The following is a 23,094-nucleotide window of genomic DNA, read 5'->3' on the forward strand; positions in this document are numbered from 1 at the left end:
ACCCGGTTGTGGCCAGCTCCAACACCACGCGCGACCGCATCCTGCAGGCCAGCCTCGCGCTGTTCAACGCGCAAGGCCTCGCGGCCGTGTCGACCCACAAGATCGCAGCCGAACTGGGCATCAGCCCCGGCAACCTGCACTACCACTTCAAGGCCAAGCAGCTCATCGTCGAATGGCTGTTCCGGCGCTTCGAGCAGCGGCTGGAGGCCCTGAACGGCTCGTCGGCATCCATCGCGGCCATCGACGACCTCTGGCTCGCGCTGCACCTGCGCTTCGAGGCCATCGACGAATACCGCTTCATCTATCGCGACATGGCCTTCCTGGCCAGCGAATACCCCTCGCTGGGCCAGCGCGCGCAGGCCCTGACCGCGCAGAACCTGCTGGCCGCACAGACGCTGTGCGAAGGGCTGGTGGCCTCGGGTGTGATCGAGACCAGCGCCGAGCAGGCCCGCATCCTGGCGCTGCAGATGGTCTTCACCACCACCTGCTGGCTCTCGTTCGAGCGGCTGGTGCCGGGGCGCGACGCGCTGGCGCAGGCCGACCCCGGTCTCGCGGCTTTCTACACACTCACGCTGGTTTCCCCGTATGTTTCCGGCGAATCGAGGGCTTATCTTGATTACCTGAGGGCCAAATACCTCGGATAAATGTCGCTGTCGTCCGACGGGGCATTGACTCTGCCGGCCTCATGTTCGTACCGAAGCAGATAAAAACCACAAAGGAGCCATCCAGAATGACCACCGCCACCTACGCCAAGGAACACATCACGCCGCCCTCGCGCCTGCTGCTGCTGGCCGAAGCCCGTGCGCTATGGGAGACCGGTGCCGGCCTCGCCATGTGGCCGCTGCTGCAGCTCACGCCGCGCGGCGACGGGCATCCGGTGTTGGTGCTGCCGGGCCTCGTGGCGGGCGACGGCTCCACGCTGCTGCTGCGCCGCTACCTCTGCAGCCGCGGCTACGACGCCCACGGCTGGGGCCAGGGCCGCAACTTCGGCCCGCGCGAAGGCGTGGAAGACGGCATGGTCGAGCTGCTGAAGAGCCTGCACGACAGCAGCGGCCAGAAGGTCAGCGTCATCGGCTGGAGCCTGGGCGGTGTGTATGCGCGGATGCTGGCGTCTTCCTACTCGCACATGATCCGCAACGTCATCACGCTGGGCAGCCCCTTCTCGGGCAGCCCGCGCGCCACCAACGCATGGCGCGTGTACGAGGGCGTGAGCGGCCAGAGCTCGCACGACCCGCGCCGCATGAAGTTCGTGCAGCCCACGCCGCCCGTGCCGACCACATCGATCTTCAGCCGCACCGACGGCGTCGTCGCATGGCGCTGCAGCATCGAGAAGACGGGCCCGCAGTCGGAGAACATCGAAGTCATCGCCAGCCACCTGGGGCTGGGGGCGCACCCGGCGGTGCTCTATGCGTTGGCGGACCGGCTGGCGCAGCCTGAAGGGGAGTGGAAGCCGTTCAACCGCGGGGTGCTGGGGCCGCTGGTGTATCCGGATCCGGATCGGGACGCCTGACAAGACCTGGCTGGTGGTTCTTGTCAGGTCCGGGACGTGCGGCCAATGACTGCGCTGTCACGTGCTGGCTGAATTGCCATTGGGCTCAAAGATCACGTAGCGGTCGTTCAAATCCAGTTCCTCTGCATCCACTTCAACCTTGGTCATCGATCCTGCCGTTGACACGAGGACGAACGCGTACGGATCCTGGCTTTCGTCATCCGCCAGCAGCAGTCGGACCTGAAGCAGTTTCGCCAGGCGACTGGCACCATCCAGAATGCCGCCCTCGGGGATGGGGATCGTCAGATAGATAGAAATGATCTGGGAGAACGCTTCTCCTGATCGCGAATCGACCAGGCACGTAGCAGGATCGTCACTTCTCATCTCGGTGATGTCGTGCACCACCTTCACGGAGTCGTGATCGACCTCAAGGACGGTCGATAGGCCGCGGCGCAGGGGTTCAGCGCCAACATCCTGTTCCAGCGCAGCGTCAAACCAGATCATTGTCCAAGTCTCCAGATACTCAAGGCCCTGTTTGCCCCGGCTTCGCCAGCGGCATTCGTCGCGTAACCGAAGGCCTGAGGGGTGTCTCCGAACTTGTTGAAGATTCCCAGTGCATCGAATTCCCCTCGATTGAGCGAATGAAAGCCCGGGCCGCTGGAAGGAACCAGGTGGTCGCCTCGGATCAATTCGTATGTTCGACCGTTGACTGTATAGAAGTTGCCGTCCCTGGTTCCCTGACCGGCGTTGATGGCATCGACGTCTCTCTTCATGTCGATGCCGGGTTCGGCGACCGTGTTCTGGCCTTTCTTGAGGCCCCCTTGCCGCACGCTACGGATGCTGTGCCTTGAGGAAAGCGGCGCCCCGAAGTTGCTCGCCGGTCGTTTCACGACGACTCCCGGCGATGGTCTGATGCCCGGCTCGAGAGGTGCTCCACGCACCACTTCGACCCCCGGTTTCGGCAAAGGCTCGGGAGCAGGCCTTTTCCCACCAAGACCCACATGCGCAGCAGCCATGTCGAATGCGGCGGCACCGACTTGATTGGCCGCTGCAACCTGCTGTTCCGACCCTCCGAGCACACGCGTGGCCGCTCCAGGAGCACCGAAGATCGGTCCCAGCAAGGCGATGCCCAGCGAGTTGCCGAAGCGCAGGTTTTGCTCGCTCAACCAGGCGCTCTCGGCGCCGGAAATGCTGTTCTCCCAGCGCGGCCCCGGCGTGTAGACGTCCTGCAGGAAGGATGTCCTTCTTTTCAGCTCCAGAGACTGTTCGGGCTGCAGGGGATTCTTGCCGCTGTAGTGGTCGTTCAGCTGCTGGAGCTTGTCGTCCAGCGCCGACTTCGGGATCTCGTCGGGCATCTGTTCGCATGCCCGCTGGAACGTCTTGGCCGACTGCAGTGCGTCGGTCGGCTCCAGGCGCGCGTCGCGGCCGGTGCCGCTCCACATCCGCTCGTACCACGGAATCTTTTCGAACTCCGCCTTTTCCCGTTCGTACCGCTCGCTGCAGATACCGGGCTTGCGCCGCAGCATCGGCCCCTTGGGCACCTCGAAGGTCAGCACCCTGCCGAGCGTGCCGTTGCTGTTGAAGGGCGACGATGACGAAGAAGACGTGGGCAGCACCTGCCCCAGCGTCTTCTTGTCGTCGGGCATCGAACCCATCAGGCCGCTCCGTTCATCTCGCAGAGATCGCCGTGGCGGGCCACGGGTCGGCTCTCGACGAAGACTGTCTGCGAGCCCGAGATGATCTTCACGTTGCCCGCGCCGAGCGAGACACCCGAGCGCACGCCGCTGCCCGCGTTGCCCGCCACGCCCTTGACGATGCTGTCGACCATCAGCACCTTCTCGCCGCGTGCGAACACGGTGCGCGAGTAGGCCGCTTTCTCCGGCGGAAGGATCGACACGATGTCGAAGGGCACGACCTGGGTGCCGACGATGCAGAAGTCCGGCGCCACGTTGACCACCATGAACTGCGACTCCGCATCCGCGATGTGCTTTTCGGCGCTCATGCGGGCACTCCCTGGGGCGTACCGTTGCCCGCGGCTGCCTCGGCGACCGGGCGGTCGAAGAGGTCGACCGCCACCGTGTCGAGCGCCTGGTCGAGCGTGAGCCGCCAGGTCAGGTGCACGAGCATCTCGTCGAGGTCGACGTGCACGGTGTCGAGCTTCATGGCTTCGCTGCGCTCGGCGCCGGCCCCGTTCCTGCACAGCGCCTCGATCCACAGGCGTGGGAGTTCGGCCTCGATGCGGGGCGTCGAGGCGAAGAAACCGCTCATGAGCAAGGATTCGTCGCCCCGCAGGCCGCCGGCCACGACCTGGTCGGCCGGGGCGTACTGGAAGAAGCGTTCGTCGAAATCGTCGGCATAGTCCATGTAGGGCTGTCCGGCATTGCGCTCGCGCCAGGCGTCGTCGTAGGTGCCGGCCAGCGCTACGCGCGGTTGCCAGAAGCGCGCGACGGGGCCGAAGCCGGCAGGCCGTGCATCCTCCTGGTTGGCATGTTGCAGCGCCGTCGCAGCGTGCTCGAGCTGTGGCCCGTAGAACGGCTGGCCGGTGCCGTGGCGCCCGCCGGGATGCTCTTCGCGGGCCGCACTGCCGAACCATCCGCTGCCGCAGGGGTTGGCCGCGTGGGTGCGGGGCGGGGCCGATTCGTCATCGCCCTTGTCGAAGCCCCACCCGCCGTAGGCGAGTTCGTAGCGCAGCGGCACCGCGAGCGTGGGCTGCGGATCGGAAAGTCTGCGCTGCGCGGCGTCCTCATGCCAGTTCCACTGACGCGGACCGGTCAGGCGCAGTGTCTTTTTCAGCAGCGGTTCACACTGCCTGTGCACCAGCAGCTCCGCGTGCCATTCGCTTCGCGGCGTCCAGTCGAGGGCGCGCGCGGCACCCGTCACGTAAACGTCGGCGCCCGGCTTCCGCAGCAGAACGTCGGTCGCTTCGCGCAGGCTGGACAGCGTCGGGTGTGCAACATCCCAGGGCTCGTCGGCGAACACCGGGCCATGGTGCGAGGCCGCCGGCTCGAGCCGGCCGGGGGCGAGCACGAAGCTCGCGCACACCACCACCACGTCGTGAAAGCGTCGGCCCTTGCCCATCTTGTCGAACTGGAAGTGCGGAAAGGAGGTGCCGTTGCGCAGTTGCTTCAGGCGCGGCACGGGGATCGGCGGTGCGGGCTCAGCCACGGGTGCCGTCCTTGTCCGCCACCAGCTTTCCGACACCGGCGGAGGCTGCCGCCGTGACCGTACCGAGAACTTGCGTCGCATGACCCGCCGCCTCGCCACCGCCGCCTCCGGCCACCTGCTGGGCGATCGATGCAAGTTGCCCCGCCTTGCCAAGCAGGTCGGCGGGGTTGCCGCCCATCAGCGCACCAAGGCTCGCGAGCGGGCTGCCCGGAGGCTCGGCCGGCGGCGCGGTCGGCACCGCCTCGGGCTGCAGTGCGGCGCCGCCGCCCATGGGGTTGAGCCAGATGTGCTCGCCGTTGACGGTCACGTCGTCGCCCTGCGCCGTGATGTTGATCTTCTTGCCCGTGACCGCGATGGAGCCGTCGGCCTTGAGCTGCACCACCGATGCGCCCACACGCAGCGAGATGGTCTTGCCGTCCATCTCGATGTGGCTGCCCTTGTCGCCGCCCACGGACAGCAGGTACTTCTCTCCGACCTTGGTGGTCTTCGTCTTGCCGACCATGGTGTTGTCCATCATGCCCACGACGGTGTTGCGCAGCATGCCGACGTTGAAGGAGTAGGCCAGCCCGATGTTCACCATCTTGGCGAGGCCCACGTTGTGCATGTAGGCCATGCCGATCGTGGCCATCTGGTTGCGGCCCACCTTCTTGCTTCGGTCGCGCCCCACCAAGTGGGTCTCGTCATGCTCGACCTCGATGTCCTGGTTGCGCTCGGCGTGCAGCCAGACCTGCTCGGCGCCCTTCTTGTCCTCGAAGCGCAGGGCATTGGCGTTGGCGCCGCTGCCGCCTTCGGAACTGCGCGTGAGCAGGCCGCTCTGCGTGGCGTTGTCGGGAAGCGTCCAGGGTGGCATGTTGTCGGCGTTGTAGACGCGGCCCGTCACGATGGGGCGGTCCGGGTCGCCGTTCTCGAAGTCCACGATCACCTCCTGCCCGATGCGCGGGATCTGGATGCCACCGAAGTTGGCGCCGGCCCAGGGCGAGGAAACGCGCACCCAGCACGAGCTGTTCTCGTCCTTCGTGCAATAGCGGTTCCAGTGAAAGCTCAGCTTCACGCGGCCGTATTCGTCGGTCCAGATCTCACGGCCGGCCGGGCCCGTGACGATGGCTGTCTGCGGACCCGTGGTGCGTGGCCTCGGCACGGGCGGCGCCGGTGCGCGAAAGACCTTGCTCGCCGGAATCACGTCGAAGTCGACGCGGCACTCGAACTCCTGCTGCGAACTCGCATCGCCCACGTCCTGGAGCAGCAGATGCGCATGCGTGACGAGGTACTGCCGGTTCGATTCGTTCTGCGGATGGCGCTCCAGGGTCACCAGGCATCCCGGCACCACCGCGCGCAGGTTGCCCGAGCCGGTGGCGAGTTCGCCCAGGCTGCCGGCTTCCTCCATGCGCGTGCGCACCAGCTGTTCGCCTTCGGACTCGACGACGTAATCGCCCGGCCAGCCGTAGCGCTCCCAGCTGTTCTGCGCGGTCTTGCGGGGCATCGTGCTGATCTGCTGCAGTTCGGCCCTGGGGCGCTTGAAGTCGAAGTCGTCCGTCACCCAGCGGCCGCTTTGCAGTTCCTCGCAGGCATTGAAGCGATCGCAGCGCTCCTCGCGCACGGTTGCGTCCGCCGGATGGAAAGGGATGGTCTGGTAGCCCTCGTGGGCGAAGGGCTGGTGCGAGGCCATCTCGTCCACGATGACCAGTTTGTGGCTGTTCTCTTCGTGCTCGAAGCAGTAGTACAGGCCCCATTCGTGCAGCAGCCGCGCGACGAAGTCGTAGTCGCTCTCGCCGTACTGCACCTGGAATTCGCGCGGCGGATAGCCGTGGGTGGTCCGGATCTCGAACGGCAGGCTGTACTTGCCGAGCACGGCCTTGACGATGTCCAGCACGTTCTGGTTCTGGAAGATGCGGTAGTCGCTCGTGCGCGTTGCGAGCGTGAGCCATGGCTCGATCACCGCCTCGTAGAGCGCGCGGCGGTTCTCAAGGCGCAGGAAGCGCACGCGTGTGACCAGGCCCGAGATGTGGCGTTGCTGCGGACCCGAGCCCGGTCGCCCGTCGAGCACGATGTGCGCGGACATCATTTCGCCGACCAGCTGCTTGACGGCGACATTGGCCGCCTGGCGTTCGTTGTAGCCCTGCTGCTCGGGCGTGGCCAGCGTCAGCGTGTAGCGAAACAGGCTGCTCAGACCTTCGTCGCCCGCGATGGCGATGGGCTCCAGCGCCGGCGCGTTGCCGAGCGTGGGCATGGCGGACGAGGAGGCGGTAAGGACACGCGCAAGCTGCGCTGCGCCGACAGGCATGAAATCTCTCCCTGATGTTCTTGGCTGACGAAGCAAATCGTAGCAATTCGAGTATGAAACACCAGTAAGACGATAGATTGCTGCAGATCGAGTATTTCCGTGGCTCCGTGAAGTGTTTCGCAGGAGAAGCCCGCCACCCATGACTTCCGTCACTTGCGGCATCTCCGGCCCGCCCAAAACAATAGCGGCACCATGCACAGCCTGCCGCCTGTCTACCCCCGCATCAAGCATGTCGGCTTCCTGGAGTCGATGCGCCCGATGCTGGAGCAGGTCGAGGCGCGCGGCGGCGACCGCGAGGCGCATGCGCCCGTGGCCTATCCCTTGGCCGACGGCTCTGACCTGCTGGTGACCTTCGCGGTCGATACGCCCGCGCAGTTCGTCACGCTGACCGGAGAAGGCATGGTGGAGACAGGGCTCGACCCGCAGTCGATGTACGAGCTGGCCATCGACAACATGCTGCTGCTCGTGGCGCCCAATGTCGGCACGCGGGACTTCGGCCTCTACAAGGCGCTCGTCGCGGGCGACGGCTTCGAGGCCTGCATGCTGCTGCTGCCGGACCTCTGGGAGCAGCTTGCGCAGGAGTTCGAGGGCGAGCTGATCGCGGTGGTGCCGAGCCGCGACGCGGTCTATTTCATGGACAGCGGGGCGAGCTTCGAGAAGCGCGGCGAGATCGTCTCGGCCACCGAGGCGCTGGGCCGCATGTGCCGAGCCGCCATGGGTGTCAGGGCCGAGGCCGGGCCGCACGGCCTCTCCGACAAGGTGATGGCGCTGACGCCCGACGGCTGGTGCGTGCGCGGCACCCTGAAGGACTATTGCGAACCGGCGCTCGAAGCCTGAGCGCCGCCAGACCCTCGGGACTGCGCCTTCAGCTGCCCGCCCACACGTCCAGCACATAGCGCTGGTCGGCAATCATCTTGTCCATCCACGCGGCGCTGTCGTGTCCGTGCTCGCGCGCGAGGTCGCTCAGCGTGCGGCGCACGTCGGGCTCCATGCGCGAGCCGTCGCCGCACACGTAGACCACCGCGCCGGCCTCCAGCAGTTTCCATACGTGGGCGGCCTGCTCGCGGATCAGGTCCTGTACATAGACCTTGCGTTCGCCTGCACGAGAGAACGCGGTGTGCAGCTTCATCAGGCCGCGATGCGCCCAGCCCTGGAGCTCGTCGGCGTAGATGAAGTCCTGCTCGGGATGGCGGCAGCCGAAGAAGAGCAGCGCCTCGCCGAGCGCATGGCCTGCCTCGGCCTGCGCAGCGCGCTCCTGCAGGAAGCCGCGGAACGGCGCGAGCCCGGTGCCGGGGCCGACCATGATGAGCGGCCTGCCCGCGTCCTCCGGCAGCCTGAAGCCCTCGGCAGTGGTCTCGCGCACCACGCCGTGAACCGTGTCGCCGGCTTCCGCGCGCGCCAGGAAGTTGGAGCACACGCCTTCGAAGGTGCCGATGCCCGACTTGGCCGGGCCGCTCACCACGCCCACCGTCACGCTGCACCTGCCCGGCGTCATCGTCGGCGACGACGAGATCGAGTAGTAGCGCGGCGAAAGCGGCGACAGCATCTCCAGGAATACGGCGAACGGCACCTGGCAGGCGCGGTGTTCTTCCAGCAGGTCGAGCAGCGACTTGCGCTTGTGCAGCACGTCGGCCTTGTACGCAGCCTGCGAGGCCTCGTCGCTGCCTGACAGGGCCACCAGCTTGGGCTTGGTGAACGGGCACTCGGTGTAGGCGGCGAGCGTGGCGATCTGCTTGCGCGTGGCCACGTCCTGCAGCTCGACGTAGTCGCCCAGCAGGCGGTCGACCGCGACCACCTGTTCCACCGGCAGCGCCGCCTTGCGACCCGCGGCCGCGTGCAGCCGTACGTGGGCCGTGCGGTCGAAACCGAAGCGCGCCATCGCGCGCTCGACCTGCGCGGGGCTGTTGCGCGGCACCACGCTCAGGTGATCGCCGGCGCGGTAGACCAGGCCCTCGGGCAGCATCAGCTCGACGTGGCGCGTGGAGCGGCCGGCTTCACCGTTGCCGCCGCTCTGCAGCTCGCGGTTCTCGATCACCCGCAGCGCCACCGCGCCCAGCGCATCGACGATCGCGTTCTTCTGCGGCGGCGGAAGCTCTTCCAGCGTGTAGAGCGGCTCGCTCTGCACGGGCGTGTCGGCGCCGGTCTTGATGTCGAAGGCTTTCACCAGCTCGGGCCAGAGCGCGTCGCTCCAGTCCTGGAAGGCGCCGTCCATGTCCTCGCGCGCATCGCCTTCGCCGCGCGGGTGCACGCGCGTGGCGCCAAGCGCCTCGAGCCGCTCGTCGATGCGGCGCGGCACGGCCTGGTAGGTGGCGGCCCAGTCGGTGTTGCCGCAGCCGAACACGCTGAAGCGAACGCCATTGAGCGAATCGTCGGCCTTGTCGAGCCAGCGGTGGAACTCGGCTGCGTTGTCGGGCGCCACGCCGTTGTAGGAGGCGCAGACGATGGCGACCGCGCCGTTGGCCGGCAGCCGCTCGGCATAGTCGTCGAGCGAGGCCAGCTGCGTGGAGAAGCCGCGCATCTCGCCGGCCTCGGCCAGCTGGCGCGCGAGGTCTTCGGCCGTGCCGAGGTTGGAGCCCTGCAGCACCAGCAGCGAGGTGCCATGGCGCGCAGCCTGCGGCTTGCGCGCGGCAGCCTGCACGGGCTGCACCGGGGCGGCGGCCGCGTCGGTCATGTTGCCGCGCGGGCGCGTGGCCGGGTCGCGCAGCAGCGCCTTGATCCTGAAGTTCTCGGGCTTGATCGTCAGCGCTTCCTTGATCTTCAGCTTGTAGCCCGTGTGGTCCACGAGGTTGAAGCGCTGCAGGATCATGCCCAGCGTGAGCACCGCCTCCTGCAGGGCGAACTGCCGCCCGATGCAGGCGCGCTGCCCGTTGCCGAAGGGCTTGAAGGCATTCACCGGCCGCTCACGCTCGGCCTCGCGGCTGAAGTTGTCGGGGTTGAACCGGTCGGCGTCCTCGCCCCAGATGCCCTTGTCACGATGCAGCGCCAGCGCATGCATGATGACCATGTTGTTCTTCTTGATCGTGTACTGGCCGCCGATCTTCGTGTCTTCCTTGGCGCGCATCGAGATCGCGGGCGCGGTCGGGTACAGGCGCAGCGATTCCTTCAGCACCTGCATCACGTACTGAAGGCGGTTGACCTGCGCGTAGGTGGGCTTCTGCGTGGTGTCGGGCCCGAACACGTTGTCGACCTCGGCCTGCGCCTTGGCCATGGCCTCGGGGTTGTTCAGCAGGAAGTAGATGGCGAAGGACAGCAGGCCGCTGGTGGTTTCATGCCCCGCGATGAGGAATTCGATGCACTCGTCGCGGATCATCTTGTCGGTGAGCTGCTCGCCGCTCTTCTTGTCCACGCCCGCGATCATGTAGCTCAGCAGGTCGGGCTTGGTGGCGATGTCGGCCCCGCTCGCACGCCGCTCCTCGATGATGTCTTCCACCATCTTGTGCATGTAGCGGATGTCCTTGCGCTGCTGCGCGAGCTCCTTCTTCAGCATCAGCTCTTCGAGCGGCAGGCCGCGGCGGTTCTGCACCGTCTCCAGCGTGCGCACCATCGCATCGACGAAAGGGTGAAAGCCCTCGCGGTAGAACGAGTTGAAGCGGTAGCCGAAACCGCACAGGCCGATGGTGTCGAGCGTGAGCGCAGTCATGTCGCGCACCACGTCCACTTCTTCGTCGAAGTTCAGGCGCTCCCACTTGGTGACCAGCTGCCCCGCGATGTCCAGCATCATCGGGTGGTAGGCCTGCATCGCGCGCTGGCTGAAGTTGGCCAGCAGGATGTTGTGCGGCTTCGACCAGGTCTCCTCGTGCGTGTCCGAAGTGAACAGTCCGTGCGAAGCTGCCCGCAGCCGGCGCAGTGCGCCGCGCGTGCTCTTGTCGAAGCGCGGCTCCTCGCAGAGCTCGTCGACCAGCGCGGGCGACGACACCACGATCACCGGCATGCCCGGCATGTCGAGCCAGTAGATGCCGCCGAGATCCTGCGCGATCTTCCACATGTCGAGCACGGGAGAGTCGGACCCGATCGACAGCAGGTTCCCGACGAAGGGCTTCTTCGCCGGATGCGGGATCGGGTAGAGCGAGTTTTTGCCTGCCATGGTCTTGTTGTGCCTTTGGAATGGACCCGCCTCTGATATCCGGGGTTTGACTTCCGGAGTATCCCGACGGCACAGGCGGCAGGCAGGACGGGGTTTCCCTTACAAGGCCCCGTCCTCTTCAGCAGTTGCGAAGGAAGTGTTCAGGGCCGAGCCATCCTGCATTCCGTGCCCTGCGCCAGTTCGTTCCCGGTATAGACCGCATCGGTGCGGAAGCCGTAGTTCGTACCCTCCCAGCCGGTCTTCACCGTCTTGCCGTCCACCGGCACGATGGTGTTGACCACCTGCGGCAGCAGCAGCTGGTGGTCTTCGGCACGCATGCGCACCGGGCCCACGACGGAGTCGAAGCTCAGGTCTTCGAGTGCGTGCGCGACCTTCACGGTGTCGGTGGAGCCGGCCTTGTTGATGGCGGCGGCCAGCAGGCGCGGCGTCATGTCGATGCGCGGCGCGAGGAAGTCCTTGCCGGTCTTCGCCTTGTAGGCCTTGGCCAGCGCATCGACCTTCGGCGTGTCGGCCTCGCCCGGATGCCACTCGGCCACCCAGGTCAGCTGGCCCAGCTTCGCCTGCGAAACCGCCGTGACCGTGCCCGGCACCGAGCCTGCGCTGTGGTTGAAGTAGCGCAGGTTGTAGCCCGCGTCGCCCGCGGCCTTCAGCAGCAGCGTCATGTCCTGGCCCCAGTTGCCGGTGATGACCGAGTCGGCGCCGCTCTGCTTCACATTGGCGATGTAGGGCGCGAAGTCTTTCACGCGCCCGATGGGATGCAGCGTCTCGCCGACGAACTGGATGTCGGGCCGCGCCAGGCCCACCAGCTGGCGGCCGTAGCTGGCCCACTGCTTGCCGTGCGCATAGTCCTGGTTCAGCAGGTAGACCTTCTTCACGTCGGGCGTCTTCTTGATGTAGTTGGCCAGTGCCTTCATCTTCATCGCGGTGTTGGCCTCGGTCTGGAAGTGCCAGAAGCTGCAGCCCTTGCCCGTCATCTCCGGGTCGATGGAGGAGTGGTTCAGCACGATCAGCTCCTTGCCCGGGTTGCGCTGGTTCCAGCGCGCCACCGACTGCACCAGCGCCGTGACCACCGAGGAGCCCGAGCCGCCGGTGACGATGGCCTTCGCGCCCTGGTCGATGGCCGCCTGCAGCGCGCTCTGGCTTTCCTGCGCCGAGAGCTTGCTGTCGAACTGCAGCAGCTGCAGCTTCGTGCCGCCGAGCACGCCGCCCTTCGCATTGATGTCCTCGATGGCGTACTGGGTGTGCATCAGCATCAGCTCGCCGACGTTGGCGAAGGGGCCCGAGAGCGGGTCGATGTAGGCGATCTTGTAGGCCTGCTGCTGGGCGTGCGCGGCGCCGGCGGTGGCCAGCAGGCAGGCAAGGGCGATCCGCGCCAATGGCGCTTTGCTGAACTTCATGATGGTTTGTCTCCGGAGGTTGTTGTCTTCAGTTCTTCGTTCGCAGCCCGATCACGCGGCTTGCCAGCTTCGTGAGCTCGGCCACGACTTCGTCGGGCGAGAGGCGCCCGCCCGGGCGGTACCAGCTGTAGAGGAAGCCCGGCAGGCTGCAGGCCGCGAGCGCGGTGATCTTGGTCTCGTCGAAGTCGAGGTCGCCGTCGCGCCGTGCCTCCTCGAGCAGCGGGCACAGCAGGTCGTAGAAGTGATGCGCCAGCTTCTTCTGCGCGGCGATGTACTCGGGGCGGTACACCTGCGGCTCGCGGTAGGGGAAGAAGGCCACCGGGTGGTGCGAGACGGTCGCGCGGATCAGCCGCTCGATGCCTTCGAGCACCTTCTCGCTTGCGCGGCGCGGATCGGTGGCGGCGAAGTCGAGCGCGGTGAAGCAGTCGACCGCCGGGCGCCACGACAGCGTCTCGAAGATCTCCTGCTTGTCTCGGAAGTAGTAGTACACGAAGGGCTTGGTCACGCCCAGGTCGCGCACGATCTGCGCCATGGTGGTGTTGGCGTAGCCCTGCGCCGCGAAGAGCTGCGCGGCCGCCTGCAGGATGCGCTCGCGCTGAAGGTCGGTGCCCTGCGTGGCCGCGCGCTGGCGGCCGGTGCCCTGGGGAAGGTGCGGCTGCGCCGTCGTGTCGCTCTGGTGGTCTCCAGAGGGTTTGTGCCGTGTCGCGGAAGTTATACCCATGGGTAGGATTGTTCGTGCACCATGCACCATTGGCAAGCGCCTGCCCGGTGCAGGCGGCTATCGATAACCCTGAGAAAGTGACGCCATGGAGACATTGCCCGACCGCCCGCAGCAGCCGCTGCACGAGTACCTGCGCACCCACGCACGCGAGCGTGGCGGCAGCACCGCCTGCCTCTGGTACGGCCATGCGATGAGCTGGGCCGAACTCGACCGCGCGAGCGATGCCTTCGCTGCGCGCCTGCAGGCACTGGGCGTGAAGAAGGGCGAGCCGGTGGTGCTCTTTCTCAACAACTGCCCGCAGTACCTGGTGGCGCACTTCGGCATCCAGAAGATCGGCGCCATCGTGTGCCCGAGCGGGCCGCTCAACAAGGAGCACGAGCTGGCCTACCAGGTCAACGACCTGAAGGCCCGCGTGATCGTCGCGGCCGCGCCGCTGCTGCCGGTGGTGCGCAAGGTGCAGCCGGAGAGCGCGCTCGAGCATGTGTTCGTGGTGCACTACGCCGACCTGCTGCCCGACCCGTCCTCGCTCGACCTGCCGGCCGAACTGGCCGCGGAGCGCAACATCGAGCGCAGCGTGCCCGAAGGCTGCGAAGACTTCCTGGCCGTGATGCGCAGCGATGCGAAGCCACAGCCCGTGGCCATCGACATGGACGATGTGGCGCTCATGACCTACACCTCGGGCACCACGGGCTTGCCCAAGGGCGCGATGCTGAGCTACGGCAACGCGCTCTTCAAGACGCGTGCGGCCGCCGACTGCAACGGCGTGGGGCCCGATGACGTGCTGCTGTCCATCGCGCCGCTGTATCACATCGCCGGCATGCTGATGGGCGTCAACGTGCCGGTGCTCAGCGGCGCAACCTCGGTGCTGATGCACCGCTTCGACCCTCGCGCCGTGCTGCAGGCCGTCGCCAGCTACAAGGTGAGCTGGTGGTACAGCATCGCGCCGATGAACGTGGCATGCATGCAGGTGCCGGACATCGCGAGCTTCGACCTGTCGAGCCTGAAGATGAACCCGGTGACCAGCTTCGGCATCACCTTCACCGAGCCGCTGGCGCAGCAGTGGCGCTCGCATGCGCCGAACTGCACCTCGTTCGAGGCCGCCTACGGCCTGAGCGAAACCCACACATGCGACACCTACACGCCGCATCACGCGCCGCGCTGGGGCACGCAGGGCATTGCGGTGCCGGGCGTGACGATCCGCATCATCGACACCGATACACAAGCCGACATGCCTGCGGGCGAGGTCGGCGAGATCGTGCTCACCAGCCCCGGCTCGTTCAAGGGCTACTGGAACAAGCCCGAGGCCACGGCCGCCACGCTGCGCAACGGCTGGGTGCACACGGGCGACATGGGCAAGATCGACGCCGACGGCTACCTCACCTTCATCGGCCGCTTCAAGGAAATGATCAAGGTCTCGGGCTACAGCGTGTTCCCCGAGGAGGTCGAAACCATCCTCATCAAGCACCCGGCGGTGGCGCAGGCGGCGGTCATTGCGCAGCCCGATGCGGAGAAGGGCGAGGTCGTGAAGGCCTTCATCGTGCGCAAGCAAGGCGCCGCGCTCGAGGCCGACGCGCTCATCGCATGGTCGCGCGACAACATGGCGAGCTACAAGGCGCCGCGCGCGGTGAGCTTCATCGACGCGTTGCCCACCACCGGCGCGGGCAAGGTGCTGCGCCGTCTGCTCAAAGACAAAAGCTGAGAGGTTCCGTTTGCTGTTCTCCAAAGTTCTGATTGCCAACCGCGGCGAGATCGCCGTGCGGCTGGTGCGCGCACTGCGCGACCTGGGCATTGCCAGCGTGGCGGTGCATGCGCGCGACGAGGCTGCGGCGCTGCATGCGCAGCTGGCCGATACGGCCGTGGCGCTCGATGCGACCGGGCCTTCGGCGTACCTCGATGTCGCGGCGCTGATCGCCGTGGCGAAGGCCCGGGGCTGCGATGCGGTACATCCCGGCTACGGCTTTCTCAGCGAGCGAGCCGATTTCGCGCAGGCATGTGCGGACGCGGGCCTCGTCTTCATCGGCCCGACCCCTGAGCAGCTCGGCCTGTTCGGCGACAAGGCGCGGGCGCGTGCACTGGCCACCGAGTGCGACGTGCCGGTGATGCCCGGCAGCACCGGCGCGGTGACGCTCGCTCAGGCGCAGGCCTTCTTCGCCGAGCAGCATGCGCAGGGCGCGGGCGTGATGGTCAAGGCCATCGGCGGTGGAGGCGGGCGCGGCATGCGCGCGGTGCTGAACGCAGAAGACCTGCCCGAGGCGCATGCTCGTTGCATGTCCGAGGCCAAGGCGGCCTTCGGTATCGACGGCGTGTACGTCGAGCGGCTGATGCGCAATGCGCGCCACATCGAAGTGCAGGTGCTGGGCGACGGCAAGGCCGTGGCCAGCCTCGGCGAGCGCGAATGCACGCTGCAGCGGCGCTTCCAGAAGCTGGTGGAGATCGCGCCCAGCCCCTCGCTGCCCGAGGCCTTGCGTGCGCAGGTCACGCAGGCTGCGTTGCGCATGGCGAAGGCGGTGGGCTATCGCGGGCTCGGCACCTTCGAGTTTCTTGTCGATGCCGCATCGGCGACGCTGCCCTTCGTCTTCATCGAGGCGAATCCGCGCCTGCAGGTCGAGCACACCGTGACGGAAGCAGTGACGGGGCTGGACCTCGTGCAGCTGCAGGTCGCCGTGGCCGCCGGACAGTCGCTGGAAGCGCTCGGCGTGGAAGTCGACCGGACCGTGCCGCAGCGCGGCTTCGCGGTGCAGTGGCGCATCAATGCGGAGACGCTCGACGCGCAGGGCAATGCCCGTCCCTCGGGCGGCACGCTCGCGCGCTTCGAGCTGCCCTCGGGCCCCGGCGTGCGCGTGGACACGCACGGCTACGCGGGCCTCGCGCCCTCGCCGCACTACGACACGCTGCTCGCCAAGCTCATCGTGCATTCGCCGTCGCCACGCTTCGAGGACGCGCTGCGCCGCTCGCTACGCGCACTGGACGAATGCCACATCGACGGCATCGCCACCAACCTGCCGCTGCTGCGTGCCATCGCGGCACGGCCGGAGTTCGCGACGCAGGCAGTGCACACGCGCTTCGTGGAGGCGCACCTGGGCGATCTGCTCGCTGCCGCAGCGGCCTTCGAGAAGCAGGCGAGAAAGACGGTGGCTGCGCCCGCGGAACCATTGCCCGTTGCCGATGACGATTCGGACGAGCTGACCGTCAAGGCCCCGATGCCCGCGCGCCTCGTGCAGTTCGAGGTCGAGGTGGGCGACGTGCTGCCGGTCGGTGCGCAGCTCGGCGTGCTCGAGGCCATGAAGATGGAACACCTGCTGCACGCGCCCGTGGCCGGCCGCGTCGTTGCGCTGCTGGCCGCGCCCGGCGACTACCTCGTCGAGGGGCAGTCGCTGGTGCAGCTGGAGGCGGTCGATGCGCAGGCCGTGCAGGCCGAGGCCCGTGCCGAGCACGACCTGGATGCGATCCGGCCCGACCTGCGGAAGGTGATCGATCGGCACGCGTACACGCTCGATGAGAACCGCAAGGCCGCGGTCGACAAGCGCCATGCGCAGGGCGGGCGCACGGCGCGCGAGAACATCGCCGACCTCTGCGACACCGCGTCCGACCCCGGCAACTTCATCGAGTACGGCGCGCTCGCCATCGCCGCGCAGACGCGCCGCCGCTCGCTGGAAGACCTGATCGTCAACACGCCGGCCGACGGCATGGTCACGGGCTTGGGCAGCATTAACGCAAAGCAGTTCGGCGCCGAGGCATCGCGCTGCGCGGTGCTGGCCTACGACTACACCGTGCTGGCCGGCACGCAGGGCATGCGCAACCACCACAAGACCGACCGGCTGCTGGCGGTGGCGCATCAGCTCAAGCTGCCGGTGGTGCTGTTCGCGGAAGGCGGAGGCGGGCGACCGGGCGATACCGACATGCCCATCGTGGCCGGCCTGAACAACCACACCTTCAGCCAGTTCGCGGCGCTCTCGGGCAAGGTGCCGGTGGTGGGCATCGTGCACGGCCGCTGCTTCGCGGGCAACGCGGCGCTGCTGGGCTGCGCCGACGTGATCATCGCCACCAAAGGCAGCAACATCGGCATGAGCGGCCCCGCGATGATCGAGGGCGGCGGGCTCGGTACCTTCGCGCCCGAGCAGATCGGGCCGAGCAGCGTGCAGTCGCGCAACGGCGTGATCGACATCCTCGTGGAGGACGAAGCTGCCGCCGTCGCCGCGGCGAAGCAGTACCTCTCGTACTTCCAGGGCGCGACCACCGACTGGCAATGCGCCGACCCGCGCACGCTGCGCCACGTGGTGCCCGAGAACCGTCTTCGCGTGTACGACGTGCGCGCCGCGATGCGCGGCGTGGCCGACACCGGCTCGCTGCTCGAGCTGCGCGCGGGCTTCGGCGCGGGCATCGTCACCGCGCTCGCGCGCATCGAGGGCCGGCCGGTGGGCCTGATGGCCAACAACCCGCATCACCTTGGCGGCGCGATCGACGTGGAGGCGGCCGACAAGTCCGCGCGATTCATGCAGCTGTGCAATGCACACGGCCTGCCAATTGTTTCGTTGTGCGACACGCCCGGCTTCATGGTGGGGCCCGACATCGAGGCGCAGGCGCAGGTGCGCCACGTGTGCCGCATGTTCATGGTGGCCTCGCACCTGCGCGTGCCGTTCTTCGCCGTGGTGCTTCGCAAGGGCTACGGCCTGGGCGCGCAGGCGATGACGGCAGGCGGCTTCGATGCACCGGTCTTCACCGTGGCCTGGCCCACCGGCGAATTCGGCGCAATGGGGCTGGAAGGCGCCGTGCGGCTGGGTTTCCGCAAGGAGCTGGCCGCCGCGCCCGAGGGGGCCGAGCGCGACGCGCTGTTCAGGAAGCTGGTGGCGCAGCAGTACGAGAACGGCGAGGCGATCCACATGGCGCAGACGCTGGAGATCGACGCGGTGATCGACCCGGCGGAAACGCGCACCTGGCTGGTGCGCGGCCTCTCTTCGGCCACAAAGGCACAAGGCGCGGCCGTCGCGTATGTAGACACCTGGTAACGGGTCTTTAGACCTCGTCACGCGCGGGGAAACAGTGGCTCCGTACACTGGTTCGCTTTGCGTGCATGAACCTGGTTTCCCGTTGGGCAGCCTGCCTTCGCGACGTGGCCGTCGCGCACTGGGTGGCTGCCTTCTTCCTCGCGTTGATTGCCCTTGGCGTGCATGCCGTCACGCCCGACGGGCGTCCGCGGCAGCCCGCCGAGGCGCATTGGGTCGCGAGCTGGGCGGTGGCGCCGCTCGATTTCCGCGAGGTCGCCGCGACCCCCGCGAACACCGGCCGTTCGTTGCCCGCCGGCAATGACCTGCGCGGGCAGACGCTGCGCCAGAAGGTCGAACTGTCGCTGGATGGCGAGCGCATCCGCATCCGCTTCTCGAACCGCTTCGGCAAGACGCCGCTGCGCATTGCCGCGGCGAGTGCGGCGCGCGGCACCGGCGCCGATGCCTTCTCGCCGGCCACGCTGCGCGTGCTGCGTTTCGGTGGCCGTACCAGCCTCACCATCGCCCCGGGCGCCGATGCCTGGAGCGACGGCATCGACCTGCCGGTGGAGGCGGGGCAGACCGTGGTCGTGAGCGCCTTCTTCGATCGCACCACGCCGTTTGCGACGGTCGCCCTGCAGGAGCCGGGCACGACCTGGATGACACCCGGCAACGCCGTGAGGACGCCGATGCTGAAGAACCCGACGCCGCTGCCGCTCAACCAGATCGTGACAGGGCTCGACGTGCTCACCACCAAGTCCATTCGCACCATCGTGGCATTCGGCGATTCGATCACCGCGGGCGGCGCGGAAGCCACGCTCGGGTCCTATCCCGACATGCTGGCCACGCGCCTGCGCGATACGCAGCCGGCAGGGCAGGACGTCGCGGTGCTCAACATGGGCATCGGCGGCAACCGCCTGCTGGCCGACGGCATCGGGCCCAGCGGCCTTTCGCGTTTCGAACGCGATGCCCTGCGGCAGAGCAGCGCGACGCACGCGATCATCCTGCTGGGCACCAACGACATCGGCCGCGCTGTTTTTGCCAACGTGCCCGGCGCCGAGATGAAGCAGCACGACGTGGCGACGGCCGCGCGCATCGGCGAAGGGCTGGAGCAGCTCGTGAAGCAGGCACGCGCCAAGGGCTTGAAGGTGCTGCTGGGCACGGTGCCGCCATTCAGGAATACGCCCTACTGGAGCGAGGCGAGCGAGGCCATGCGCGAGGGCGTGAACCGCTGGATCCGCGGCCGGCAGGACGTCGACGGCGTAGTCGACTTCGATGCCGCCCTGCGCGACCCGGCAGACCCGCAGGCGCTGAACCCGCTCTTCGATTCGGGCGATCACCTGCATCCCAACAAGGCCGGTCATGCGGCGATGGCCGCGGCCATCGATTTGCGCGAATTGCAGGAGTGAGCGCCGCTAGTGAGCGCTCGCAAGAGGCCCAAAAGCGCGTCACAGCTTTACACAAGACTTCGCGCATCGCTTACAGGAGGTTCACACGGGCTGGGCAGCATGAAGGCTCCTCCAACAGCTCATGAGGAGCTCTTCATGAAAAAACTCGCATTGGCTCTTTCCGTCGGCGCCGCATCGCTTCTGTCGGTGGGTGCGTTGACCGTTCCCACTGCCGCGCAGGCGCAGCCCGTGGTCACCATCCAGGTGCCGCCGCCTCCGCCGCGCTACGAGCGCGTTCCGCCGCCGCGCCGCGGCTACGTGTGGGCGCCGGGGCATTACGAGTGGCGTGGCGGCCGCCACGTGTGGATCGGCGGCGGCTGGGTGCGCGCACGGCCCGGCTATGCCTACCGTCCGCCGGAGTGGCGCCAGGACGGCGGACGCTGGGTGTACAGCGGCGGTCGCTGGGACCGTGACGGCGACGGCGTGCCGGATCGCTACGACCGTCGTCCGAACAACCCGTATCGCAACTGATGGATTTCAGGAGCCGCCGGTCGTCGTGGCCGGCGGAGTACTTCAGCGGAAGACGACGGTGCGGTGCCCGTTCAGGAGCACCCGGTGCTCGCTGTGCCACTTCACCGCGCGTGCCAGCACCTGGCTCTCGGTGTCGCGGCCGCGGGCCGTGAGGTCTTCCACCGTGTCGGTGTGGTCGGCGCGAGCCACGTCCTGCTCGATGATCGGGCCCTCGTCGAGGTCGGCCGTCACGTAGTGGGCGGTGGCGCCGATCAGCTTCACGCCGCGGTCGTGCGCCTGGTAGTAGGGCTTGGCGCCCTTGAAGCTGGGCAGGAACGAGTGGTGGATGTTGATCGCGCGGCCCGATAGGCTGCGGCACAGGTTGTCGCTCAGGATCTGCATGTAGCGCGCGAGCACCACGAGCTCGGCGCCCTCGGCCTCGATGATCTCCAGCTGCTTCGCCTCGGCCTGTGCCTTGGTCGCGGACGTCACCGGGATGTGGTGGAAGGGCACGTTGTAGCTGGCCGCCAGCTGGTAGAAGTCGCGGTGGTTCGAGATGATTGCGCGCACGTCGATGGCGAGCAGGCCGCTCTTCCAGCGGAACAGCAGGTCGTTGAGGCAGTGGCCTTCCTTGCTGACCAGGATCACCGTCTTCATCGGCTCGGCCGCGGCATGCAGCTGCAGCGTCATGCCGAAGCCGGCGGCGAAGGTCTTCAGCCCCTCGCGCAGCGAGGCCTCGCTGTGGTCGCCGCAGGCGAAGCGCACGCGCATGAAGAACAGGCCCGTGTCGTGGTCGTTGTACTGGGCCGCCTCCTCGATGTTGGCGCCGCGCTCGAGCAGGAAGCCCGAGACGGCATGCACGATGCCCGTCCGGTCGGGGCAGGAGAGGTTCAGGATGTAGGCGGGCGAAGTAGGCGTAGAGGTCGTCATCGGGGTGGGATTGTCGCAGGGGTGCCAGAATCGCGATTTTCCTCCCCAGATAACCAACCGCAGGAGCGAGACATGGCCTACCAGGACTTCAACATGGACAACCAGTGGTTGCCCTTCACCCCCAACCGTCATTTCCGCAAGGATCCGCGCGTGTTCGTCGCGGCCGACGGCATGGAGTTCACCACCCACGACGGCCGCAAGGTGATCGACGGCATCTCCTCGCTGTGGTGCGTGGGCGCGGGCCACAACCGCAAGCCGATCAACGAAGCGATCAAGACGCAGCTCGACACGCTCGACTATGCCACCGCCTTCCAGGTCAGCAACGACAAGGCCTTCAAGGCGGCGGAGATGATCGCCTCGCTCGCTCCCGGCGACCTCAACAAGGTGCTCTTCTGCAACTCGGGCTCGGAAGCCGCCGACACCTCCATGAAGGTGGCGCTGGCCTATCACCGTGCGCGCGGCGAGGGCCACCGCAACGTGTTCATCGGCCGCGAGAAGGGCTACCACGGCGTGGGCTTCGGCGGCATGTCGGTGGGCGGCATTCCGGGCAACCGCAAGGTGTTCGGCTCGGCCTTCCTGCCGCGCGTGGACCACATGCGCTTCATCCACGACCCGGTGAACCACGCCTACATCCACAACGAGGAGCCGGTGTGGGCCGAAGACCCGCTGGTCGAGCTCGAGACGCGCATCCTGCCGCTGCACGACCCGAGCAACGTGGCAGCGATCATCGTCGAGCCGGTGGCCGGTTCGGCCGGCTGGTACCTGCCGCCCAAGGGCTACCTGAAGCGCCTGCGCGAGATCTGCGACAAGCACGGCATCCTGCTGATCTTCGACGAGGTCATCACCGGCTTCGGCCGCATGGGCACCAACTTCGCGTCCGACTACTTCGGCGTGGTGCCCGACATGCTGAACTTCGCCAAGTGCGTGACCAACGGCGTCATTCCGCTGGGCGGCGTGATCTGCCGCGACAAGCTCTACGACGCGATGATGAAGACCGACGCGCCCGAGCACGTGGTCGAGTTCTTCCACGGCTACACCTACTCGGGCCACCCGGTGGCCTGCGCCGCGGCCATCGCCACGCTCGACCTGTTCAAGCAGGAGAACCTGTTCGCGCGCGCAGGCGAAATGGGCAAGGTGCTGGGCGATGCATTCCACAGCACGCTCAAGGGCCTGCCCAACGTCATCAGCATCCGCAGCCTCGGCCTCGCCGCGGCGGTGGAGCTCGCGCCCATCGCGGGCACGCCGGGCAAGCGCGCCTACGAGATCTTCCTCGACTGCTTCCACAAGGGCGCGCTGGTGCGGCCCGCTGGCGACGTGCTGGTGATCGCGCCACCGTACATCGTCGAGAAGTCGCACATCGACACGCTGGTGAACACGCTGGCGGATTCGATCAAGGCGCACGCCTGAGCGGGAGAACGGTGCCGGCGGTCGGCCGGAGATCGATGTCCGGATACGGCCAGTGAAGGCGGCGGGGAACGCGCAACATGCAGATGTTCGCGGCCCCGCCGCCTTCTTTCATTGGAGGACACGATCATGAAGCTTCAACTGAGCCGTCTCGATTCGCCGCTGGGCGAACTGCTCCTTGTCACCGACACCGCCGGCGCGCTTCATGCGCTCGACTTCGCGGACCACCGCGCCCGCCTGCATCGCCTCCTGCGGCAACTGCACGACGACGAGGTGGAGCTCAGCGAAGGCGCAGCGCCGCAGGCGTTGGCCGATGCCATCGGCCGCTACTTCGATGGCGACCTCGCCGCCATCGAGGCACTGCCCGTCGCCACGCTGGGCGATGCGCTGCAGCAGAAGGTGTGGGCCGCGCTTCGCCGTATTCCGGCGGGCCGCACCACCAGCTACGGCGAGCTCGCAAAGCAACTGGGCCTCGACGATCCGCGCGCGGCCGTCGATGTGGGCGCAGCCAACGGATCGAACCCGATCAGCATCGTCGTGCCATGCCATCGCGTGATCGGCAAGAACGGCGACCTCAAGGGTTATGCCGGCGGCGTCTTTCGCAAGCAGCGACTGCTGCAGCACGAGGGCGCGCTGCCGGCAGTCGATGCGAAGCCCGCTGGCCGCGTCGAGAAGTCAGCAACGATGTTGCTTCCGTTCTGAATGAAAAAGGCCGTCGAAAAAATCGACGAGGTATTTCTTCT

18 protein-coding genes are annotated in these 23,094 nt (G+C 67.3%); 9 read left to right on the forward strand and 9 right to left on the reverse strand.

Going from position 1 to position 23,094, the window contains the following annotated elements; genetic code table 11:
* Positions 1-8: 8 nt before the first annotated feature.
* Positions 9-644 carry a TetR/AcrR family transcriptional regulator gene (locus EJO71_RS29775; protein WP_093206448.1) on the forward strand — a complete coding sequence of 212 codons (636 nt, stop codon included), beginning with the start codon at positions 9-11 and terminating at the stop codon, positions 642-644.
* Between the two features lie 86 nt (positions 645-730).
* Positions 731-1,510, forward strand: a complete 780-nt coding sequence (locus EJO71_RS29780; RefSeq protein ID WP_125952177.1) for an alpha/beta fold hydrolase — start codon at positions 731-733, stop codon at positions 1,508-1,510.
* Between the two features lie 57 nt (positions 1,511-1,567).
* On the opposite strand, the gene EJO71_RS29785 is transcribed toward EJO71_RS29780, so the two are convergent.
* The 5 genes from EJO71_RS29785 to tssI are packed head-to-tail and all read right to left on the reverse strand — an operon-like array spanning position 1,568 to position 6,935.
* On the reverse strand, positions 1,568-1,993 hold the full coding sequence (locus tag EJO71_RS29785) for a hypothetical protein (protein WP_125952176.1): 426 nt from the start codon (positions 1,991-1,993) through the stop codon (positions 1,568-1,570).
* Positions 1,990-3,144, reverse strand: a complete 1,155-nt coding sequence (locus tag EJO71_RS29790) for a hypothetical protein (RefSeq protein ID WP_125952175.1) — start codon at positions 3,142-3,144, stop codon at positions 1,990-1,992. Before EJO71_RS29790 ends, EJO71_RS29785 begins: the two co-directional genes overlap by 4 nt.
* Positions 3,144-3,491 (reverse strand): PAAR-like domain-containing protein, encoded by a 348-nt coding sequence (locus EJO71_RS29795; RefSeq protein ID WP_125952174.1) that lies wholly within the window; start codon positions 3,489-3,491, stop codon positions 3,144-3,146. The genes EJO71_RS29790 and EJO71_RS29795 overlap by 1 nt, the downstream gene beginning before the upstream one ends.
* Entirely contained in the window at positions 3,488-4,654 is a 1,167-nt protein-coding gene (locus EJO71_RS29800; protein ID WP_164546926.1) for a DUF2169 domain-containing protein, read from the reverse strand. The genes EJO71_RS29795 and EJO71_RS29800 overlap by 4 nt, the downstream gene beginning before the upstream one ends.
* Positions 4,647-6,935, reverse strand: coding sequence for a type VI secretion system tip protein TssI/VgrG (gene tssI / locus EJO71_RS29805; protein ID WP_125952172.1), 2,289 nt, complete (start codon positions 6,933-6,935; stop codon positions 4,647-4,649). The genes EJO71_RS29800 and tssI overlap by 8 nt, the downstream gene beginning before the upstream one ends.
* Before the next feature lie 192 nt (positions 6,936-7,127).
* Here tssI and EJO71_RS29810 point away from each other — a divergent pair, with 192 nt between their 5' ends.
* Positions 7,128-7,772, forward strand: a complete 645-nt coding sequence (locus EJO71_RS29810; RefSeq protein ID WP_125952171.1) for a hypothetical protein — start codon at positions 7,128-7,130, stop codon at positions 7,770-7,772.
* A 28-nt stretch (positions 7,773-7,800) separates the two neighbouring features.
* Here the strand turns inward: EJO71_RS29810 and EJO71_RS29815 are convergent, their stop codons facing one another.
* The 3 genes from EJO71_RS29815 to EJO71_RS29825 all read right to left on the reverse strand — a co-directional run bounded on the left by EJO71_RS29815 (position 7,801) and on the right by EJO71_RS29825 (position 13,137).
* Entirely contained in the window at positions 7,801-11,019 is a 3,219-nt protein-coding gene (locus tag EJO71_RS29815) for a cytochrome P450 (RefSeq protein WP_125952170.1), read from the reverse strand.
* A 140-nt stretch (positions 11,020-11,159) separates the two neighbouring features.
* Positions 11,160-12,416, reverse strand: coding sequence for a branched-chain amino acid ABC transporter substrate-binding protein (locus EJO71_RS29820; RefSeq protein ID WP_125952169.1), 1,257 nt, complete (start codon positions 12,414-12,416; stop codon positions 11,160-11,162).
* A 28-nt stretch (positions 12,417-12,444) separates the two neighbouring features.
* Positions 12,445-13,137, reverse strand: a complete 693-nt coding sequence (locus tag EJO71_RS29825; RefSeq protein WP_125952168.1) for a TetR/AcrR family transcriptional regulator — start codon at positions 13,135-13,137, stop codon at positions 12,445-12,447.
* 85 nt (positions 13,138-13,222) lie between these two features.
* Here EJO71_RS29825 and EJO71_RS29830 point away from each other — a divergent pair, with 85 nt between their 5' ends.
* From EJO71_RS29830 to EJO71_RS29845, 4 genes are all read left to right on the forward strand, one after another.
* The gene (locus EJO71_RS29830) at positions 13,223-14,836 is read left to right on the forward strand and encodes an AMP-binding protein (protein WP_125952167.1); all 1,614 of its coding nucleotides are present in this window, start codon (positions 13,223-13,225) and stop codon (positions 14,834-14,836) included.
* 13 nt (positions 14,837-14,849) lie between these two features.
* On the forward strand, positions 14,850-18,143 hold the full coding sequence (locus EJO71_RS29835; protein ID WP_125952292.1) for a carboxyl transferase domain-containing protein: 3,294 nt from the start codon (positions 14,850-14,852) through the stop codon (positions 18,141-18,143).
* Positions 18,144-18,208: 65 nt separating this feature from the next.
* Positions 18,209-19,528, forward strand: coding sequence for a GDSL-type esterase/lipase family protein (locus EJO71_RS29840; RefSeq protein WP_125952166.1), 1,320 nt, complete (start codon positions 18,209-18,211; stop codon positions 19,526-19,528).
* Between the two features lie 135 nt (positions 19,529-19,663).
* Positions 19,664-20,038 (forward strand): YXWGXW repeat-containing protein, encoded by a 375-nt coding sequence (locus EJO71_RS29845; RefSeq protein WP_125952165.1) that lies wholly within the window; start codon positions 19,664-19,666, stop codon positions 20,036-20,038.
* A 42-nt stretch (positions 20,039-20,080) separates the two neighbouring features.
* Here the strand turns inward: EJO71_RS29845 and purU are convergent, their stop codons facing one another.
* Entirely contained in the window at positions 20,081-20,947 is an 867-nt protein-coding gene (purU, locus tag EJO71_RS29850; protein ID WP_125952164.1) for a formyltetrahydrofolate deformylase, read from the reverse strand.
* Positions 20,948-21,019: 72 nt separating this feature from the next.
* On the opposite strand from purU, the gene EJO71_RS29855 reads away from it, so the two are divergent.
* Positions 21,020-22,354: an aminotransferase class III-fold pyridoxal phosphate-dependent enzyme gene (locus EJO71_RS29855; protein WP_125952163.1), complete on the forward strand. Its 1,335-nt coding sequence runs from the start codon at positions 21,020-21,022 to the stop codon at positions 22,352-22,354.
* A gap of 126 nt (positions 22,355-22,480) precedes the next feature.
* Positions 22,481-23,053: a methylated-DNA--[protein]-cysteine S-methyltransferase gene (locus tag EJO71_RS29860; protein WP_125952162.1), complete on the forward strand. Its 573-nt coding sequence runs from the start codon at positions 22,481-22,483 to the stop codon at positions 23,051-23,053.
* The last annotated feature ends 41 nt before the right edge of the window (positions 23,054-23,094 follow it).

Source organism: Variovorax sp. 679, assembly GCF_003952185.1.
Classification (GTDB): domain Bacteria; phylum Pseudomonadota; class Gammaproteobacteria; order Burkholderiales; family Burkholderiaceae_C; genus Variovorax.